The organism is Streptomyces sp. NPDC001393, assembly GCF_053597455.1.
Window position 1 is genome coordinate 495,962 of the sequence record NZ_JBSFIH010000001.1, and the last position, 19,683, is coordinate 515,644.

Here is a 19,683-nt window from a genome sequence, read left to right on the forward strand (position 1 = left end):
CACGCACCTTCTACGACGTACGGACGACATTCGGCGCCGAAGCGGTCGAACCGCGCACCACCAGCTCCGGCATGAACACGAACTCGCTGTGCGGCGCGGGCGTCCCGCCGATCTCCTCCAGCAGCGTGCGCACCGCGGCCTGGCCCATCGCCGGCACCGGCTTGCGGACCGTGGTCAGCGGCGGGTCGGTGAAGGCGATCAGCGTCGAGTCGTCGAAGCCCACCACCGAGATGTCCCGGGGCACCTCCAGACCCAGCTGCCGCGCCGCTCGTATCGCGCCCAGCGCCATCATGTCGCTGGCGCAGACGACGGCCGTGCAGTCCCGCTCGATGAGCGCCTTGGCCGCCGCCTGACCGCCCTCCAGCGTGTACAGCGAGTGCTGGATCAGCCGGGACTCCGTCTCCTGCGGGGTCAGGCCCAGCTGGTCCTGCATCGCGCGCACGAAGCCCTCGATCTTGCGCTGCACGGGGACGAAGCGCTTGGGTCCGAGGGCCAGGCCTATCCGGGTGTGCCCCAGCGACACCAGGTGCGTCACCGCCAGGTTCATGGCCGCCCGGTCGTCGGGCGAGATGAAGGGCGCCTGCACCTTGGGCGAGAAGCCGTCGACGAGGACGAACGGCACGCCCTGGGCCCGCAGCCGTTCGTAGCGCTCCATGTCGGCGGTGGTGTCCGCGTGCAGCCCGGAGACATAGATGATGCCCGCCACTCCCCGGTCGACGAGCATCTCGGTCAGCTCGTCCTCCGTCGACCCGCCGGGGGTCTGCGTGGCCAGGACCGGGGTGTAGCCCTGCCGGGTCAGCGCCTGGCCGATGACCTGGGCCAGGGCCGGGAATATCGGGTTCTCCAGCTCCGGGGTGATCAGACCGACCAGACCCTCGCTGCGCTGCCGCAGCCGTACCGGGCGCTCGTAGCCCAGGACGTCCAGCGCGGCGAGCACGGACTGGCGGGTGGTGGCGGCGACGCCCGGCTTCCCGTTGAGGACCCGGCTGACGGTCGCTTCGCTCACCCCCGCCTGCGCAGCAATGTCGGCAAGCCGTGTGGTCACAGGATTGGACTGTACCGGCCGCATGTCAGACTGCCCACCAGACGGTGGAATCCGCGGGGAGCTGCGTCGTTGCGGGGCCCGGCTGGACGTCGGTGCTGGCGAGCAGCAGGGTGCCGGGCGTGGCCAGGGCGACGGGTGCGGCGGTGAGGTTGACGGTGCAGACGAAGGAACCCTCGCCGGTGTCACGGCGGAAGGCCAGCACGCCCTCGGGGCTGTCCAGCCAGGTGATCTGGCGGCCCGCACCGAGCGCCGGGTGCTCGCGGCGCACGGCGAGCGCGCTGCGGTAGAACTCCAGCGTGGAGGTGGGGTCGCCGTCCTGTGCCTCGACGGTCAGGTGCCTCCAGTCCGCGGGCTGCGGCAGCCAGCTGGGGCCGCCCGCGACCGGACCGAAGCCGAACGGCGGCTCCTGGCCCGACCACGGCAGCGGCACCCGGCAGCCGTCGCGCGTGCCGTCCTGGCCCGAGCTGCGGAAGAAGGCGGGGTCCTGCCGGACCTCGTCGGGCAGGTCGACGACCTCGGGCAGGCCGAGCTCCTCGCCCTGGTAGAGGTACGCCGAGCCGGGCAGCGCGAGCATCAGCAGCGTCGCCGCCCTGGCCCGGCGCAGGCCACGCGCCTCGTCCCCTTCCGCGAGGCGCGTGGAGTGCCGGACCACGTCGTGGTTGGACAGCACCCAGGTCGCGGGCGCGTGCACGGCGTTCATGGCGCTGAGCGAGCGGTCGATGACGTCGCGCAGGTCGGCCGCGTTCCAGCCGGTGGTCAGATAGGAGAAGTTGAAGGCCTGGTGGAGTTCGTCGGGGCGGATGTACAGGGCGCTGCGCTCCACCGTCGGCGTCCACGCCTCGGCGACCGCAATGCGCCCGCCCGTCGCCCGCCACCGCCCTTCTGAGGAAGGCCCTTCGGGCCCCCATTCATTTCCCTGGTATTCGTCGAGGATGCGCCGCCAGCCCCGGTAGATCTCGTGCACGCCGTCCTGGTCGAAGTACGGCACCGCCTCGGTGCCGAGCAGCTTGACCTGCTCCTCGCGGCCGATGTCCGGCAGCCCCTGCGCCTTCACCAGACCGTGGGCGACGTCGATGCGGAAGCCGTCGATGCCCAGGTCGAGCCAGAACCGCAGGATGGAGCGGAACTCGTCGTGCACGGCGGGGTGGTCCCAGTTGAAGTCGGGCTGCTCCGGCGCGAACAGGTGCAGGTACCACTCGCCGTCCGCGACCCGGGTCCAGGCCGGGCCGCCGAAGATCGACTCCCAGTCGTTGGGGGGCAGTTCCCCCCTCGCGCCCTTGCCCGGCCGGAAGTGGAAGCGCTCCCTCAGCGGCGAACCGGGCCCCTCGCGCAGCGCCTGCTTGAACCACTCGTGCTGGTCGGAGCAGTGGTTGGGGACCACGTCGACGATGACCCTCAGGCCCAGGGCGTGCGCCTCGCGCACCAGGTCGTCGGCGTCCGTGAGGGTGCCGAACATCGGGTCCACCGCGCGGTAGTCGGCGACGTCGTAGCCGGCGTCCGCCTGCGGCGAGGCGTAGAACGGCGAGAGCCAGACGGCGTCGACACCCAGCTTCTTCAGGTACGGCAGACGGGAGCGGATGCCGGGCAGGTCGCCCATGCCGTCGCCGTTGCCGTCGGCGAAACTGCGCGGATAGACCTGGTAGATGACCGCGTCGCGCCACCACTCCCGGCGCCCGGGGGCGGCGGAGGAGGCGTCGGTGGGGACTGCGTCGGTGACGTGCTGGGTCATGGATTCCCTTAAGGATGCGGGGGGAACGACAAAAGCGCTTGCTGAAGAGTGGGGGCCGGGCGGGGTGCCCGCCCGGCCGGGGCCGGCGCTCAGGACTTGGTACCGCCGGCCGTCAGCCCGGAGACCAGGCTGCGCTGCACCAGCATGAACACGATGGCCGCCGGGATGGTGATGATGATCGCCGTGGCCGAGGTCCACGCCCAGTCGGGCCGCTGGTCCTGCGCGAAGGTGCGGATGCCGACCGCGAGCGTGTAGTGGTCGGACTGCATGAACTGGGTGGCGTAGGCGACCTCGCCCCAGGCGGTGAGGAAGCTGTAGAACGCGGTCACCGCCAGACCCGGCCTGGCCAGTGGCACGATCAGCCGCCAGAAGGTGCCGAACGGGGTGAGGCCGTCCACCCGGCCCGCCTCGTCGATCTCCTTGGGGATGGTGTCGAAGTAGCCCTTCATCATCCAGGCGCAGAACGGCACCGCGGTGGTCGCGTACGCCAGGACCAGGCCGAGGTAGTTGTCCAGCAGGTTCAGCTCGGACATCAGCAGGTACAGCGGCACGATCAGCACGATGCTGGGGAACATCTGGGTGACCAGGAAGGTCCACATCAGCTGCCTGCTGCCCGGGAACCTCATCCGGGAGACGGCGTAGCCGGCGGTCGCCGCGAGGAAGACGCCGAGCACGGTGGTGCCGCCCGCCACGATGACGGTGTTCAGGAACCACTTGGGCAGGTCCGAGTGGGACAGCACGTCGCTGTAGTTGTGCAGGCCGAAGTCGTCCAGCACCTTGCTGGGCTGCTGCCAGGCGTCCTTCGGGCCGAGCGAGATGAAGAGGATCCACACCACGGGGAAGGCCGCGATCAGGGTCGCGAGGATCAGGGTGCCGTGCAGGGCGAGGGAGGCCCCCATGCCGCGCTCCTCCCGGCCGCGCACCTTTCGGGGGCGGGGGCGGGCGGCGGAGGCGGGCTGGGCGGCGGAGCCGGCGGGCGCGGCGGTCTCGTGCGTTGCTGCGGTCATGACGAGGGCTCCTTACGCCTGCTCGGACTTCAGGGTGCTGCGGCGGTAGAACGTCGAGAAGGCCATCAGGAGGGCGAGGATGATGATCCCGTACGTCGCCGCTCCCGCGTAGTCCGAGACGCCGGTGAAGGCCTTGCGGAAGGCGAAGGTGACGAGGATGTCGGTGTCGCCGGTGGTGTTGTTGCCCAGCAGCAGGTAGATGACGTTGAACATGTTGAACGTCCAGATGCAGCCCAGCAGGATCACGGTGTTCGTCACCGGGCGCAGGCCGGGCAGGGTGACGTTGACGAAGCGCTGCCAGGGCGAGGCGCCGTCCATCTCGGCCGCCTCGTACAGCTCCTTCGGGATCGACTGCAGACCGCCGAGGACGGCGACCATGTTGAAGGGGATGCCGATCCAGACGTTCACCATGATGACGGCGATCTTCTGGGCCAGCGGGGTGCCGAGCCAGTCCTGCTGGGGCAGGCCGACGGCGGTGATGATGTCGTTGAAGACGCCGTACTGGGAGTTGAGCATCAGCCGCCAGGCGAAGACGCCGATGAAGGAGGGGACGGCCCAGGGCAGGATCAGCATCGCGCGGTAGAAGCCCCGCAGCCGCATCTTGCGGTTGAGCAGGACCGCGAGCCCCATGCCGAGGCCGACCTGGAGGGCGACGCAGGACACGGTCCAGATGATCGTCCAGACCAGCCGGGGGTAGAAGTCGCTGTCCGCGCCCGACAGGACGTGCCAGTAGTTGTCGAGGCCGACGAAGTGGTAGGTCGCCGGGCGGTGGAAGGCGCCGATGGTGGTGGCGACGTTGGCCTCGTTGGCGTCGGTCAGCGACTGGTAGACGCCGTACCCCAGCGGATAGAGGACCAGTACGGCCATGACGACGGCGACCGGGGTCACCATCGCCCAGGCGTACCAGTACTTGTCCCACGACCGCCTGAGCGCCGAAACGCGTGCGGGGCGCGGGGGCTGCTCGCCTCGCGCTGTCTTGTCGGTGTGTCCGGTGCTCGCTGCGGTCGTCATGGTCATCGGCTCTTTCGCGGCGGAAGTCTGGTGGTTCCCGCAGCCCCGGGGAGCCCCGGTCGGGGCGGCAGCGGGGAAACGTGAGTCCCCGGGGCTGCGTGGCTTCGATTACCGTTCGGCTACAAAGACGCGGATCAGCCGATGGAGTAGCCGGGCAGCAGCTGCTGGAACTGCTTGGCGGTGGCGTCCAGACCGGCCTTGACCGACTCGTCGCCCTGCAGGATCTTCACGTAGTTCTGGGCGAGCGGCGTGAAGAGCGAACCGACCTGCGGAAGCGCGACGCGCGGGCGGGCGGTCTGCTCCAGGATCGGCTTGAAGCCGGCGATCTTGGCGTTGGCCAGGACGGCGGAGGTGTAGGCCGACTTGCGGGTGGGCAGGGTGCCGGTCTTCTCCGCGATGGTGACCTGGCTCGCGGTGGACGTCATGAACTGCGTGAACAGGTAGCTGGCGTCGAGGTTCTTCGAGCCCTGGTACACGGCCAGGTTGTGACCGCCGGTCGGGGCCTGGGCCTTGCCGCCGGCGCCGGCCGGGACGGGCGCGTAGCCGAGGTTGTCCTCCTTGCCCTTGAACGCCGAGCCGGTCAGGTCGTCGCTGACGGACCAGGGGCCCTGGATCAGCATGGCGACCTTGCCGTCCTTGAAGGCCGTCTGCATGTTCTGGTAGGCGTTCGCGAAGTCGACCTTCATCGAGGCCTCGTCGTTGATCTGCTTGGCGGTGGTGAGCGCCTTGACCGCGGCGGGGTCGCTGATCGTGATCTTCTTCGCGGAGGGGTCGGCCATGTCCGCGCCGTTGCTGTAGAGCAGGGGCAGCAGGAAGTAGGAGTCGGGGTTCAGGTAGGTGCCGTAGGCCCCGGTCTTGCTCTTGATGGTCTTGGCGTCGGCGACGAACTCGTCCCAGGTGGTCGGCGCCTTGCCGATGCCGGCCTTCTTGAACAGGTCCTTGTTGTACAGGAGGCCGAGGGTGTCGGTGACCGACGGGGCGCCGTAGGTCTTGCCGTTGTACTTGGCGGTGTTCATCGGGCCGGAGTTGAAGTCCGAGGCGTTCTGCAGTGCGGGCGTGCCGTCGAGCGGGGCGATGTAGCCCAGCGAGGCGTACTCCGCCATCAGGCCCACGTCGGTGCGGACGACGTCCGGGGCGCCCTTGCCGCTCTTGGCGGCCGACTTGAACTTCTGCTCGACGTCGGTGAACGGGACGTTCTGATAGTTCACCTTGATCTTCGGGTACTTGGCCTCGAACTGCTGGATCAGGGCCTTGTACGTCGGGGCTTCGGTCGCCGCGTCCGAGGTGTCCCAGTACGTGATCGTGCCGGAGACGGCCTGCGGGTCCTTCGGCTTGCCCGACGAACTGCTGTCCGAGCTGCCGCAGGCGGTGGCGGAAAGGGCGATCACGGTGACCGCGGCGGCGATCGATATGCCACGTCGCATATGGACTCCTAGAAGAGGGGTGCCCGGATCATCCCTTGGGAGGACCGCGGGTGCCGTCTGTCCCAATCGACGGCCGCCGGGCGCGGGAGGAAAGTAGCAAGCCTGCAACTCCTTGCGAAAGACGTTGCAAGAAGATTTCTGCAAGATCCTGCAAGCGTGACGTTTCCGTTACCGGCACGTTCCGTTTCCCTCCGCCGGCCGTCACGGCAGGGTCGCGATCAGGTACGCCCGGTGCCGTCAGGAGCGGAAGCTCAGGCGGGCCCGACGGGCCGCGCCCAGTGCAGGTGGACCGTCGTCACGATCGGGAACCCACCCGCACTGGGCTCGAGCGCGGCGCTCGCGAGCTGCGCCGGGACGTCGGGCCGCTGGGCCCGGGCGCTCACTTCCAGGTGTCGCTCGTCGTGTAGCCGGACGAACTGCCCGTCGTGTACGAGCGGTTCGTCCCGGACTCCCAGGTCACGTTCCCGGAGCCGTCCTTCTTCAGGTACTTGTATGTGAAGGTCGTGCTCTTGGGGACGATGACCAGCTTGCTCCAGTTCGGGTACGACGCCGAGGACAGGGGGATGGCGTCGCTCGTGTTCCAGGAGCCGAGGGACGGGATCGAGCCGACGACGTAGACGTTGGTGCCCCAGTCGGTCGTCGCGTTCTCGTTGAAGGTGACGTCGGTGGCGTCGGTGTCCGCCACGTTCCAGGAGTTGTTGAGCGAGAGGGCCGCCGTGGTCGTCGCCGCCGACCTGTTGGCGTTCGACTCCCAGGTCACGTTGCCGGAACTGTCCTTCTTCAGGTACTTGAAGGTGAAGGACGTGTTGACCGGCACGCTCACCTCACCCGACCACTCCGGGTAGCCGGAGGAGGACAGCGCCACCGCCTTCGAGGTGTCCCAGCCGCCCAGGGCCGGGATGGAACCGACGACGTACACGTTGGTGCCGGACGTCGTCGACGCGTACTCGTTGAACGTCGCTTCCACCGTGTCGCCCGAGCTGCCGCCCGCGTCGGAGCAGCCCACCGTGCAGGTGTAGGACGAGTTGTAGAAGGCGACCGCGCTTTTCGCCGGGATGGTGATCGAGGCGCTGCCGCCCGAGACGGTGACCGTGGAGGCGCCGCCGTCGATCACGTTCTTGTACGTGCCGTCGGCCATCCCGGTGGTGAAGGTGTAGGTGGCCGCGCTCGTCCCGTTGTTCAGCGCGAAGAAGCCCTTGCCGCTGCGCCCGAAACCGATGACGTTCGACGACATGGTCTGCCAGTCGGACACCGCGGCCGTGTCGGTCGCGTTGTGCCAGGCCACCATGCCGACCACGGCCGTGTCGCGGTCCAGGCAGTACCAGGCGCCGCTGGAGCAGTCCGTGTCCGTCACGAAACCGGACGAGTTCGGCGGGGCCTGGTCGCTCTGGGTCCACTCCCAGCTGGCGTACACCGTGGGCGTCGACCACTTGTAGGCGAGCTCGAAGAGGTTGGCGAGCTTGTAGGTGTCGCCGTCCTTGTAGGACAGGTGGAGGCCGTTGCGCTCGGTGTCGTGGTTCGTCACGAAGGACACCGAGTTCGCGGCCGGCAGGATGCCGCTGCTCCCGATCGAGGACAGGTCGGACACATTGCCCTGGAACGCCGACTTCAGCTTGCTCGCGTAGGTGAAGTCCAGGACGTCACCGGAGGCGTAGTAGTCGGAGGGCTGTGGTGTGGAGCCCGGGTACACCTCCTGGAACACGTACGGCGCCGAGCCGGACGTGGTGTTCGTCAGCTTGGACTTGATCGCCGCGAGATCGGCCTCGGGGATGTGCTTGGCGGCGTCCACGCGGAAGCCGTCCACGCCCAGTGCCAGCTGGGAGTTGAGGTAGTTCGCGAGGCCCGCGCGGACCGTGTCCGAGCCGGTCTTCAGGTCCGGCATGCCGAGCAGTTCGCAGTTCTGGACCTGGGTGAGGTTGGAGTAGTCCTGGATGGTGAGGTCGGAGGTGGGGCAGTCGGTCGAGTCGTGGTAGTCCGAGCGGTTCCACTCGGGGGTGGCGTACTTGCTGGTGATCGTCGTGCCGTTGTAGCCGGTGCCGGTCTGTGCGGCCGTGTGGTTGATCACCGCGTCCGTGTAGACCTTCACGCCCGCCTTGTGACAGGCCGTGATCATCGCGGCGAACTTCGCCTGCGAGCCGAAGCGGCTGTTCAGGTCGTAGGAGTAGGGCTGGTAGACGTCCCACCAGTAGTACGACGACTGCTTGAGGGACTCCTCGGGCGGTGCCACCTGGACGGCTCCGTAGCCGGCCGGGCCCAGCACGTTGGTGCACTCCGAGGCGATGGAGTCCCAGTTCCACTCCCACAGGTTGGCGATGACATCGCCCTTGGCGGTGGTGGCCGCCTGTGCGGGGGTGGAGGGGAGGGCCATGGCCCCGGCCAGTGCGAGGGCGCCTGCGGCCGCGGCGGTCGCGGTGCGGCGGAAGACACCTGGGGGGTGGTGTCCGGTCATGTGCGGCTCCGAAAGGAGAGTGTGGGGTTTCAACAACCGGTGAGACTGCGCCTGTTGAGAAGGGCACGTCAAGGCAGCGGGTGAAAGTTCTTGCTGTGAATTGCAAGACCCTTGCTGTAAACCTTTCGTTAGCGATACGGTCCCGCGGGGTCGGACCCAAGAGAGCCGCGATCGCTAGGAGTTCCCGCCCGTGATACCGAGATGGCCGGCGCTTCGCACACGCCGTACCCCGCACCGCTCAAGGGCCGCGGCCGTCACCGCCGTAGCCCTGGCCGCCGCACTGATCCAGCCACTGGCGGCCCACGCCGCCGCGGTCCCGCCCGCGCCTTTGTCGGACAAGGACCTGGCCGCCCAGCCCGCCCGGCACGACGACACCCGCGAGCAGTTCTACTTCGTCATGCCGGACCGTTTCGCCAACGGTGACACCTCCAACGACAGGGGCGGACTGACCGGCTCCCGGCTCAGCACCGGCTACGACCCCACCGACAAGGGCTTCTACCAGGGCGGCGACCTCAAGGGCCTGACCAAGAGGCTCGACTACATCAAGGGCCTCGGCACGACCGCCATCTGGATGGCGCCGATCTTCAAGAACAAGCCCGTGCAGGGCACCGGCACCAACGCCTCCGCGGGCTACCACGGCTACTGGATCACCGACTTCACCCAGGTCGACCCGCACTTCGGCACCAACCAGGACCTCAAGACCCTCATCTCCAAGGCGCACGCCAAGGGCATGAAGGTCTTCTTCGACGTCATCACCAACCACACCGCCGACGTCGTGGACTACAAGGAGAAGTCCTCGGACTACCTGTCCAAGGGCGCCTTCCCGTACCTGACCAAGGACGGCAGGCCCTTCGACGACGCCGACTACGCCGACGGAAGCAGGAAGTTCCCGGCCGTCGGCACCGGCTCCTTCCCTTACACCCCGCAGGTCACCAGCCAGTCCAAGGTCCCGGCCTGGCTCAACGACCCGACGATGTACCACAACCGGGGCGACTCGACCTACGCCGGCGAGTCCACCACCTACGGCGACTTCTCCGGCCTGGACGACCTGTGGACCGAGCGTCCCGAGGTCGTCCACGGCATGGAGAAGATCTACGAGCGGTGGGTGAAGGACTTCGCCGTCGACGGCTTCCGGATCGACACCGTCAAGCACGTCGACATGCCGTTCTGGACCCAGTGGGCGACCGCGCTCGACAAGTACGCGGCCGAGCGCGGGCGGAAGAACTTCTTCATGTTCGGCGAGGTGTACTCGGCCGACACGAACATCACGTCCCCGTACGTCACCCAGGGTCGCCTCGACGCCACCCTCGACTTCCCGTTCCAGGACGCGGCCCGCGCCTACGCCTCCCAGGGCGCGAGCGCCCAGCGGCTGGCGGGCGTCTTCGGCGACGACTACAAGTACACGACCGACAAGGCCAACGCGTACGAGCAGGTCACCTTCCTCGGCAACCACGACATGGGCCGCATCGGCTACTTCCTGAAGCAGGACAACCCGAAGGCGACCGACGCCGAGATCCTGAAGAAGGACGAGCTCGCCAACGAGCTGATGTTCCTCAGCCGCGGCAACCCGGTCGTCTACTACGGCGACGAACAGGGCTTCACCGGCTCCGGCGGCGACAAGGACGCCCGCCAGACCATGTTCGCCTCCAAGGTCCCCGACTACCTCAAAGACGACGAGATCGGCACCGACCGGACCCACGCCAGCGACTCCTACGACACCTCGGCGCCCCTCTACCGGCAGATCGCCGCGCTCTCCGGACTCCGCAGGGCCAACCCGGCCCTGACCGACGGAGTCCAGACGCAGCGTTACGCGGCCGACGGCGCCGGGATCTACGCCTTCACCCGTACGGACGCCAAGACGGGCCAGGAGTACGTCGTCGCCCTCAACAACGCCGGCTCGGCGCAGAAGGCGACCTTCACGACCGGCTCGGCGGGAATGTCGTACCGGGGCATCTTCGGCGCCACCGGCTCCGTGACGTCCGACGCCGACCGCAGGGTCACCGTCACCGTCCCGGCCGAGTCCGCCGTCGTCTACAAGGCCGCCGGCCCCCTCGCGAAGCCCGCCGCCCAGCCGACGATCACCCTGACCGCCCCGGCCGCCGGCGCCACCGGCACGGTGGACCTCACGGCCGGCGTCGACGGCGGACAGCTCGACCGGGTCGTCTTCGCCGCCCAGGTCGGCGACGCGAAGTGGCAGGTGCTCGGCTCCGCCGACCACGCCCCGTACAAGGTCACCCAGACCCTCGGCAAGGACGTACCCGCCGGGACCGCGCTGCGCTACAAGGCCGTCGTGATCGACTCCGCCGGGCACACCGCGAGCGCCACGGCGGCCGGCACCTCCGGCACCCCGCCCGCGCCCGAGGTGCCCACGGCCTCCTCCCGCGACTACGCGATCGTGCACTACAAGCGCGCCGACGGCGACTACGACAACTGGGGTCTGTACGCCTGGGGTGACATCGCCGACGGCGAGGCGACCACCTGGCCGGCCAGTCACCCCTTCATCGGCCGTGACGCCTGGGGCGCCTTCGCCTACGTCAAGCTCAAGCCCGGCGCCTCCACCGTGGGCTTCCTGGTCATCGACAAGAACGGGAACAAGGACGTCTCCGCCGACCGGAGCATCGACGTCACCAGGACGGGTGAGGTCTGGGTCGAGCAGGGGAAGCCGGACGTACTGACGCAGAAGCCCGACTATCCGGCGCAGGACAGGACCAAGGCGGTCATCCACTACCACCGGGCCGACGGGAACTACGACGGCTGGGGGCTGCACGTCTGGACGGGTGCCGCGAACCCCACCGACTGGTCGAACCCGCTGAAGCCGGTGAAGACTGATGCCTATGGCGCGGTCTTCGAGGTGCCGCTCACCGCGGGTGCCACCAGCCTCAGCTACATCATCCACAAGGGCGACGAGAAGGATCTGGCGGCCGACCAGTCCCTGGACCTCAAGGCCAATGGCTACGAGGTGTGGCTGTTGAACGGCCAGGAGAAGTACCTGCTGCCGCAGCCGGCGGGCAGCTCGGCCGCCCTCGACCTGAGCACCTCCAAGGCGATCTGGATCGACCGGAACACCCTCGCCTGGAACGGCGTGGACGGCGCCGCCTCCACCCAGCTGCTGTACTCGGTGGACGGCTCGATCGCCGTCAAGGACGGGGCGCTGACCAGCGACGACGAACGCTGGATCCGGCTGGAGAAGACCACGCTGACCGACGCCCAGAAGGCGAGGTTCCCGCACCTGAAGGACTACACCGCCTGGTCCGTCGACCCCCGCGACCGGGACCGGGTGCGCCAGGCGCTGAAGGGCCAGCTGGTGGCCTCGCAGCGGGCCGCAAACGGTGCCGTCCTGGCCGCGACCGGCGTGCAGATCGCGGGCGTGCTGGACGACCTCTACCCCGGCGCCACCAAGGCCGCGCTCGGACCGGTCTTCCACGACGGCAGGCCGACGCTCTCCGTGTGGGCGCCGACGGCACAGAGTGTGGCACTGGAGCTGGACGGCTCGGCCCACGCCATGCACCGTGACGACACCACCGGCGTCTGGTCCGTCACCGGCCCGGCGTCCTGGAAGGGCAAGCCGTACCGGTACGTCGTGAAGGTGTGGGCGCCCAGCGTCCGCAAGATGGTGACCAACAAGGTGACCGACCCCTACTCGGTCGCCCTCACCGCCGACTCCGAACGCAGCCTCGTCATCGACCTGAACGACAAGGCCCTCGCCCCGAGCGGCTGGTCGACCCTGCGCAAGCCCAGGGCCGTACCGCTGAAGGACGCGCAGATCCAGGAGCTGCACATCCGGGACTTCTCGGTCGCCGACAAGACCGTCCCGGCCCAGGACCAGGGCACCTACCTGGCCTTCACCGACAAGAACACCGACGGCTCCAAGCACCTGAGGGAGCTGGCCAAGGCGGGCACGTCGTACGTCCATCTGCTGCCCGCCTTCGACTTCGCCACCGTCCCGGAGAAGAAGGCCGACCAGCAGAGCCCGGCCTGTGACCTGGCCTCCTACCCGGCCGACTCCGACCAGCAGCAGGCGTGCGTGGCGAAGACCGCCGCGAAGGACGCCTTCAACTGGGGCTACGACCCGTACCACTACACGGTCCCCGAGGGCTCGTACGCCACCGACCCGGACGGCACCGCCCGTACGGTCCAGTTCCGGAAGATGGTCCAGGCGCTCAACCAGGACGGCCTCAGGGTCGTCATGGACGTCGTCTACAACCACACGGCGGCCAGCGGCCAGGCGGACACCTCCGTCCTGGACCGGATCGTGCCCGGCTACTACCAGCGGCTGCTCGCCGACGGCTCGGTGGCCAACAGCACCTGCTGCTCCAACACCGCCCCCGAGAACGCGATGATGGGCAAGCTGGTCGTGGACTCGATCGTCACCTGGGCCAAGGAGTACAAGGTCGACGGGTTCCGCTTCGACCTCATGGGTCACCACCCGAAGGCCAACATCCTCGCGGTCAGGAAGGCGCTGGACGCGCTGACCGTCGCCAAGGACGGCGTCGACGGCAAGAAGATCATCCTGTACGGCGAGGGCTGGAACTTCGGCGAGGTCGCCAACGACGCCCGGTTCGTGCAGGCCACGCAGGCGAACATGGCCGGCACCGGCATCGCCACCTTCTCCGACCGCGCCCGTGACGCGGTGCGCGGCGGCAGCCCCTTCGACTCCGACCCCGGCGTCCAGGGCTTCGCCTCCGGGCTGTACACCGACCCCAACTCCTCCACCGCCAACGGCACCAAGGAGGAGCAGAAGGCCCGCCTGCTGCACTACCAGGACCTGATCAAGGTCGGGCTGACCGGAAACCTCGCGAAGTACCACTTCACGGACACCGACGGTAAGGAGGTCACCGGAGCCGAGGTCGACTACAACGGCTCGCCCGCCGGCTACGCGGACGCACCCGGCGACGCCCTCGCCTATGTGGACGCGCACGACAACGAGTCCCTCTTCGACGCCCTGACCTACAAGCTCCCGAAGGGCACCTCCGCCTCCGACCGGGCTCGCATGCAGGTCCTGGCCATGGCCACGGCCGCCCTCTCCCAGGGGCCGTCCCTGTCCCAGGCGGGCACCGACCTGCTGCGCTCGAAGTCGCTGGACCGCAACTCCTTCGACAGCGGGGACTGGTTCAACGCCATCCACTGGAACTGCGCGGACGGCAACGGCTTCGGGCGCGGGCTGCCCATGGCCGCCGACAACCAGTCGAAGTGGGACTACGCCCGGCCGCTGCTCACGAGCGTGAAGGTCGGCTGCCCCGAGATCACCGGCGCCTCCGCCGCCTACCAGGACCTGCTGACCATCCGCACGACCGAAAAGGCGTTCTCGCTCGACACGGCCGCGCAGGTGCAGGACGCGCTGTCCTTCCCGCTGTCCGGCAAGGACGAGACGCCGGGTGTGATCACGATGCGGCTCGGTGACCTGGTCGTCGTCTTCAACGCCACGCCGGAGCGGCAGGAGCAGCGGATCGGCGACCTGGCCGGGACGCCGTACCGGCTGCACCCGGTGCAGGCCTCCGGCGCCGACCCGGTGGTGAAGACCTCCTCCTACGCGGCCGGCTCGGGGACGTTCACCGTCCCGGCGCGGACGGTGGCGGTGTTCACGCGGGCGGCGAAGTAGGGTCGGACCGACGCCGTAGAACAGGAGTGCGCATGCCGCAGATCACCATCGACTACTCGGACATCGTGGAGAACGCCTTCGACCGCGAGGGCTTCGCCCGGGCGCTGCACGAGGCGACCGTGGAGATCGCGGCGGCGAAGCCGGAGACCTGCAAGACGCAGTTCCGGCCGAGCGCGTACACGGTGTTCGGGTTCGAGGACCCCGAGGCGCGCGGGCACGCCATCGTGCACGTGACGATCGGGCTCCTCGCCGGACGCAGCGACGAGACGAAGGCGAGGCTCACGGAGACGGCCCTGGAGCTGCTCCGGAAGCATGTGGCGGACCCGCACGTCGCGCTGCACGCCTCCGCCGAGGTCCGCGACCTCGACCCGTCCTACCGGAAGTTCGACCGCTAGTTCAGGGCGCGAGGGACAGCAGCCGGCCGACGAGCTCCGCGAAGGGGCCGTCGGCCGGCTCGTCCTTGACCATCTCCTTCAGCAGGGTCGCCATGTCCTCGTCGTGGGCGGCGCTGACCGCGGCGAGCGCCGCGAAGTCGTGCACGAGCTGGACCTGAAGTTCGGCGCGCGGGATGCGCCGGCCGTCCAGCCAGATCAGAGCCGTGGACTCGGCGAGGGAGATCCAGGAACGGACGACCAGCTCCAGGCGCGGGGAGGCGTCGGCGACGCCGAGGTGCGACAGGATCTGGTCGTACGCGGCCTGGCGTACGGAGTCGATGAGGGCATTCGTGGCCGAGGAGCCGACCGCCGGGCCGCCGCGCATCAGCGCGGAGAAGCCAGGGCCGTGCTCGTCCACGAAGTCGAAGTAGCGGCCCATCACCCGCAGCAGCCGCGCGCCGAGCGGGCCCTCGTGCGGCTCGGCGAAGCGGCCCGCGAGATCCTCCGCGGCGCGCTGCAACGCGGCCTCGTACAGGCTGAGTTTGCCGGGGAAGTAGTGATACACCAGCGGGCGGGAGATGCCCGCGGCCGACGCTATCTCGTCGATGGAGACCTCGTCGGGCGAGCGTCGGCTGAACAGGTCGAGGGCGACGCCGATCAGCTGCTGCCGCCGCTCCTCGACGCCCATTCTGCGGCGAACCCCGGTACTCATGCGAACACCTTACCGATCGGGTTCGGCCGCAGGCGTTCACATGTCAAGCACCAAACGATCGCTGCGGGCCCGCGACACGCAGATCAGCATCGAGTCGGCGCGCTCCTCGTCGGTCAGCAGCTCGTCACGGTGGTCGATCTCCCCTTCCAGCACCCGCTGTTGGCAGGTCCCGCAGAAGCCCTGCTCGCAGGAGTAGGCGGTGCCCGGCAGTTCCCGGCGTACGGCGGCCAGCACGGTGGAGTCGGCGGGCACGGTCAACGTCCGTCCGCTGCGCCTCAGTTCGACCTCGAACTCCGTGTTGCCGTCGGACGACGTACGGGGCGCGAAGCGTTCGAGGCGGACGTCCGGGAAGCGTGCCGCGACGGCCGCCATGAGCCCCTCGGGACCGCAGGCGTAGACGGCGGCCCCTGCGGGCACCTCCAGCGCGTCGAGGTCGGGCCGCCCCGCCACGACGGTCACCCGGTCCCCGCCCAGCTTCCCGACCTCCTCCAGGAACGGCATCGAGGCCCGGTCGCGCCCCGCGTACAGCAGCCGCCACTCGGCGTGCTCCGGCAGGGCCCGCAGCATCGGCAGGAGCGGGGTGATCCCGATCCCGCCGGCCACGAAGACGTACGACTCCGCCTCGACCAGCGGAAAGCGGTTCCGCGGGCCCCGCACCTCCAGCTCCATGCCCTCGGTGACCTGCTCGTGCACCTCGCGCGAGCCGCCCCGCCCGTTCTCGACCAGCCGGGTCGCGACCGTGTACGAGGAGGTGTCCTCGGGGTCGCCACACAACGAGTACTGCCGCACGAGTCCCGACGGCAGGACGAGGTCGAGATGGGCTCCGGGCTCCCAGCGCGGCAAGTCCCGCCCTTCCAGCCGGAGTTGCACGACCCCGTCGGCCACCGTCTCGCGCGCGGTCACCAGCAGCCGCAGCGCCCGCGAGCGCGGCCGGCCCGACGTGGGCTCCTCCAGGGCGGGCATCGGCCACAGCGGTGAGACCTGGATGCGGCGGCGCAGGGCACCCCGGGTCAGCAGCACGGCACCCGCGACGAGCGCGACGGTACGCAGCTTCGGCATCAGGCGCCCCTCTTCTCCGCCGCCGTGGCCGCCGGGGAGGCGGCCAGGTAGGCGACGGCCTGCGCGGTGTCGCCCTCCTGCGAGGGGTGGTAGTCCCGGCTCAGATAGCGGGGGATGGACCTGAGCATGTCCCCGGTCGCGGGGAGCAGCCCCTGCCTGCCGCGGACATAGAGGTCCTTGAGGGAGGCCCTGCCGTCGACGAGGGTCGGGTCGTTCTCCATGAAGAACCGCGTCCCGCGCTGCCACAGGAACACCAGCGCCGTGAAGGCCGTGGCCCAGGTCCGTACGCGCCGGCGGTAGCTGCCGTCGACGTGCATGAACAGCTCGAAGGCGACGGAGCGGTGCTCGACCTCTTCCGCGCCGTGCCAGCGCAGCAGGTCCAGCATGGTCGGGTCGGCGCCGCGCCGGTCCAGTTCCTCGGCGTTGAGCACCCAGTTGCCGAGGAACGCGGTGTAGTGCTCGATGGCCGCGATGAGCGCGACCCGCTCCATCAGCCACCAGCGGCGCGGCCGGCCCGGCGGCAGCGTCCGGTCGCCGAGCAGCTTCTCGAAGAACCAGTCGACCTGCGCGGTGTACGGCGTCGGATCGAGCCCCTGCCCCCGCAGGTGCGGCAGCACCTCGTCGTGGGCCTGGGAGTGCATGGCCTCCTGGCCGATGAACCCGATGACGTCCTCGCGCAGCCGCTCGTCGCGGATGTACGGCAGCACCTGCTTGTAGACGTGCACGAACCACCGCTCACCGGCGGGCAGCAGCAGGTGCAGCACGTTGATGGTGTGCGTGGTGAACGGATCCTCCGGCACCCAGTGCAGCGGCGTGCCGTCCCAGGAGAAGGACACCTTGCGTGCCTTGAGCGGCACCCGGGCCTGCGTGTTAGACATGGCGTCAATGTACTGACGGGTAGGCCCGCTGAGAACCCCTGTGGCAGGGCTTATTTACGGTGCTGTCAACAAAGGGGGCCTGTCAACAGAGGGGGCCTGTCAACAAAGGGGCTACTTCAATCCGCCGACCTCGGTTCCGTCGGCCAGCGTGCCCTTCAGCGTGGCCCGGGCCCCCTGCTTGGCGCGGGCCGCCAGGAACTGTCCCTGACCCGCGGCCTTGACCTGGCCGCCCGCCTGGATCGACGCCGTGTCCCGGTCGCCCGCCGCCAGCAGATACCAGTGCCCGGCCGCGGACTTCCACAGCACCCCGGCGAGCACATGGGGATCACGAGGACCGCAGGACCGCGCGTCCGTGCCCCTGGCGACCGCCGCCCCGACCCGGTGGCCCGGCAGGCCGAACAGGGCCAGCGAACCCGTACCGTCGCCGCGCCAGGTCTCGGCCCTGGCGCACACCCATGCGGCCGATCCGCTGCCGTCGGGCAGCGGCTGCTCGGCGAACGACCAGGCGTTGACGCTGCGCACCCCGCCGGAGCGCTCCGCGTCCAACGCGCAGGCGAACGGCGCCCAGGCCCGCAGCCCGGCCGACCCGGACGCCTCGCCGGCCGAGCCGGGCCCACCCGCGGTGAGATGGGCCGGTACCAGCTCGCCCAGGTCGGTGGTGAGCGCGGTGCCGGAGGCGCCGGTCAGCTGGAGCACGGTCCAGGAGGTGCACTTGCCGGGCTGCAGCGCGGGGCTGGCCAGCGGGGCGGTGACGCCGTCGGTGACCTTCAGGGGGGTCGCGGCCGAGTCCGGCTTCGTCAGGTCCCGGGCGGCCACCTTCTTCACCCAGGGCGCGGTCAGGTACTGGACGTTGCCGTCGGAGCGGCCCAGCACCAGCGCGCTCGCCTCGGCGCCGGTCGCACCGTCGGCCCGGGCGAGGTCCAGGGCCGCGCCCTGGGTGCCGTCGACCGGCTCGGCGTAACGGGCGATGCGCAGACCGTCGTAGAACATCACCACGCGGGCGCCCCCGACCTGGCCTGCGTACAGCAGCTGGGGCGGGCCGGCCGGGCCGCCGGTCTGGGTGCCGGGGGTCGCCGAGACGTGGACCGTCGCGCCGGGGCGGGCCCACACCGCGAGGGCGCGGTGCAGCAGGGCCGTGTCCCCGGTGAGCGGGCCGCGCGCGGGCCACACCGAGAAGTCGGTGCGGGCGGCGGTCGTCCAGTCGGCGGGGGAGGCCTGGATCAGCCGGGCCGGGTCGAGGGCGGCCTCGGCGGCCGGGTTCTGGGCGTAGACGGGCGCGGCGGCGCCGTCCGGGCCCCAGCCGCCCGGGGGCAGGGCGACCAGCGCGCCGCAGACCGCGAGCGCCGCGGCGGCGGCGAGGGCGGCCTTGGTGTGCTGGCGGCGGCGCATCAGGTCGGTGGGCCGGGCCTGGAGCAGACAGGGGTCGAACTCGGGGGAGGAGAGCAGCGCGGGCTGGGTGGGCACGCCGTTCGCCGAGGCCAGCGCGCCGCCCGGGTCGTCCACTCCGGCGGCGGTGAGCAGTGTGCGGATCTCGGCGTCGGAGAGCTTCTCCAGGCCGCGCAGCACATACGCGGCGCGGGCCGGGCCGGACAGCGCGGACAGCCGCTGGTCCAGGGCGAGTTCGTCGGCGCCGCCCGAGCGCGGGAACAGCTTCAGGCCCCACACCTGGGGCAGCAGGGGCGGCAGCTGGGAGAGCCGGGGCAGGCCCTTGCGGGGCCGGGCCGCCTCCAGCGCCATACGCAGGACGCGCTCGCGCAGGAAGGCGTACCCCGGGTCGCCCTCCCGCCCGGAGGCCGGGGCCGGGATCGCGGGCTGCTGCTTCCGGCCGCTGGGCAGGGCACGCTGGGCGAGGGAGTGCGCGGTCAGCACCCGGCGGTTGCGGCCGAGACCCGGCGGCAGCACCAGATAGGCGATCCGGACCAGCCGTGGATAGTGCTCGACGAGCGCGGCCTCGGCCTGCTCGACATCGACCGGTCCGGCGTTCTCGGAGGCGGGCGCGTGACGCTGGGCTACATCCTGTGACTGCACGTCATGCACAACGAGCGAACCGTGGGTTGGTCACCACCGGATGGGTGATTCACTCGACCGCCATCCCGCCCCCGGCCCGCCGACGGCCTGTCCTCAGGTCCGCCGACGGCCTGCCCCTGGCTCGCCGACGGCCTGTCTTTCGGTCCCGCCGATCGTCCGCCTCCGGGTCTACCGACGGCCTGCTCTTCGGTCTGCCGAGGGACCGCGCCCGGTCCGCACCTCGGTCGGCCGACAGCCGGGCTCTCAGTCGGCCGACGGCCTGCGCTGCGGCCGCTGGCAGCCCGGCGCGCTTGGTCCGTCACAGGCCGCGTCCCAGTCGGCCGACGGCCAGGCTCTCGGTTCGACGGCAGCAGCCCCTGAGCCCGCTG

12 protein-coding genes are annotated in these 19,683 nt (G+C 70.0%); 2 read left to right on the forward strand and 10 right to left on the reverse strand.

Features of this window, described 5'->3' with window-relative positions; all coding sequences use genetic code 11:
- Nucleotides 1–10 precede the first annotated feature (10 nt).
- The 6 genes from ACWC2T_RS02310 to ACWC2T_RS02335 form a co-directional block, all read right to left on the reverse strand.
- A complete protein-coding gene (locus tag ACWC2T_RS02310; protein ID WP_450668573.1) occupies nucleotides 11–1,045 on the reverse strand; it encodes a LacI family DNA-binding transcriptional regulator in 1,035 nt (344 codons plus the stop codon).
- A gap of 25 nt (nucleotides 1,046–1,070) precedes the next feature.
- Nucleotides 1,071–2,774, reverse strand: coding sequence for a glycoside hydrolase family 13 protein (locus tag ACWC2T_RS02315; RefSeq protein ID WP_450668574.1), 1,704 nt, complete (start codon nucleotides 2,772–2,774; stop codon nucleotides 1,071–1,073).
- A gap of 89 nt (nucleotides 2,775–2,863) precedes the next feature.
- On the reverse strand, nucleotides 2,864–3,781 hold the full coding sequence (locus ACWC2T_RS02320) for a sugar ABC transporter permease (protein WP_450668575.1): 918 nt from the start codon (nucleotides 3,779–3,781) through the stop codon (nucleotides 2,864–2,866).
- A gap of 12 nt (nucleotides 3,782–3,793) precedes the next feature.
- The gene (locus ACWC2T_RS02325) at nucleotides 3,794–4,792 is read right to left on the reverse strand and encodes a carbohydrate ABC transporter permease (RefSeq protein ID WP_450668576.1); all 999 of its coding nucleotides are present in this window, start codon (nucleotides 4,790–4,792) and stop codon (nucleotides 3,794–3,796) included.
- A 134-nt stretch (nucleotides 4,793–4,926) separates the two neighbouring features.
- Nucleotides 4,927–6,216 (reverse strand): extracellular solute-binding protein, encoded by a 1,290-nt coding sequence (locus tag ACWC2T_RS02330; RefSeq protein ID WP_450668577.1) that lies wholly within the window; start codon nucleotides 6,214–6,216, stop codon nucleotides 4,927–4,929.
- 379 nt (nucleotides 6,217–6,595) lie between these two features.
- The gene (locus ACWC2T_RS02335; protein WP_450668578.1) at nucleotides 6,596–8,665 is read right to left on the reverse strand and encodes a carbohydrate-binding module family 20 domain-containing protein; all 2,070 of its coding nucleotides are present in this window, start codon (nucleotides 8,663–8,665) and stop codon (nucleotides 6,596–6,598) included.
- Between the two features lie 190 nt (nucleotides 8,666–8,855).
- Between ACWC2T_RS02335 and pulA the strand changes: the two genes are divergently transcribed.
- A complete protein-coding gene (pulA, locus tag ACWC2T_RS02340) occupies nucleotides 8,856–14,264 on the forward strand; it encodes a pullulanase-type alpha-1,6-glucosidase (protein WP_450668579.1) in 5,409 nt (1,802 codons plus the stop codon).
- A gap of 32 nt (nucleotides 14,265–14,296) precedes the next feature.
- Nucleotides 14,297–14,659 (forward strand): 5-carboxymethyl-2-hydroxymuconate Delta-isomerase, encoded by a 363-nt coding sequence (locus ACWC2T_RS02345; RefSeq protein ID WP_450668580.1) that lies wholly within the window; start codon nucleotides 14,297–14,299, stop codon nucleotides 14,657–14,659.
- Nucleotide 14,660: 1 nt separating this feature from the next.
- Here the strand turns inward: ACWC2T_RS02345 and ACWC2T_RS02350 are convergent, their stop codons facing one another.
- The 4 genes from ACWC2T_RS02350 to ACWC2T_RS02365 form a co-directional block, all read right to left on the reverse strand.
- Nucleotides 14,661–15,350: a TetR/AcrR family transcriptional regulator gene (locus ACWC2T_RS02350; protein WP_450668581.1), complete on the reverse strand. Its 690-nt coding sequence runs from the start codon at nucleotides 15,348–15,350 to the stop codon at nucleotides 14,661–14,663.
- A 36-nt stretch (nucleotides 15,351–15,386) separates the two neighbouring features.
- Nucleotides 15,387–16,409, reverse strand: coding sequence for a PDR/VanB family oxidoreductase (locus ACWC2T_RS02355; protein WP_450668582.1), 1,023 nt, complete (start codon nucleotides 16,407–16,409; stop codon nucleotides 15,387–15,389).
- Nucleotides 16,409–17,287 carry a metal-dependent hydrolase gene (locus ACWC2T_RS02360; protein WP_450668583.1) on the reverse strand — a complete coding sequence of 293 codons (879 nt, stop codon included), beginning with the start codon at nucleotides 17,285–17,287 and terminating at the stop codon, nucleotides 16,409–16,411. Before ACWC2T_RS02360 ends, ACWC2T_RS02355 begins: the two co-directional genes overlap by 1 nt.
- Nucleotides 17,288–17,398: 111 nt before the next feature.
- A complete protein-coding gene (locus tag ACWC2T_RS02365; protein WP_450668584.1) occupies nucleotides 17,399–19,315 on the reverse strand; it encodes a hypothetical protein in 1,917 nt (638 codons plus the stop codon).
- Nucleotides 19,316–19,683: the final 368 nt, after the last annotated feature.

Coding starts and splice junctions, on each gene's coding strand:
- ACWC2T_RS02315 (WP_450668574.1), bottom strand. CDS start 2,774: ATGACCCAGCACGTCACCGACGCAGTCCCCACCGACGCCTCCTCCGCC.
- ACWC2T_RS02320 (WP_450668575.1), bottom strand. CDS start 3,781: ATGACCGCAGCAACGCACGAGACCGCCGCGCCCGCCGGCTCCGCCGCC.
- ACWC2T_RS02325 (WP_450668576.1), bottom strand. CDS start 4,792: ATGACGACCGCAGCGAGCACCGGACACACCGACAAGACAGCGCGAGGC.
- ACWC2T_RS02330 (WP_450668577.1), bottom strand. CDS start 6,216: ATGCGACGTGGCATATCGATCGCCGCCGCGGTCACCGTGATCGCCCTT.
- ACWC2T_RS02335 (WP_450668578.1), bottom strand. CDS start 8,665: ATGACCGGACACCACCCCCCAGGTGTCTTCCGCCGCACCGCGACCGCC.
- ACWC2T_RS02345 (WP_450668580.1), top strand. CDS start 14,297: ATGCCGCAGATCACCATCGACTACTCGGACATCGTGGAGAACGCCTTC.
- ACWC2T_RS02350 (WP_450668581.1), bottom strand. CDS start 15,350: ATGAGTACCGGGGTTCGCCGCAGAATGGGCGTCGAGGAGCGGCGGCAG.
- ACWC2T_RS02355 (WP_450668582.1), bottom strand. CDS start 16,409: ATGCCGAAGCTGCGTACCGTCGCGCTCGTCGCGGGTGCCGTGCTGCTG.
- ACWC2T_RS02360 (WP_450668583.1), bottom strand. CDS start 17,287: ATGTCTAACACGCAGGCCCGGGTGCCGCTCAAGGCACGCAAGGTGTCC.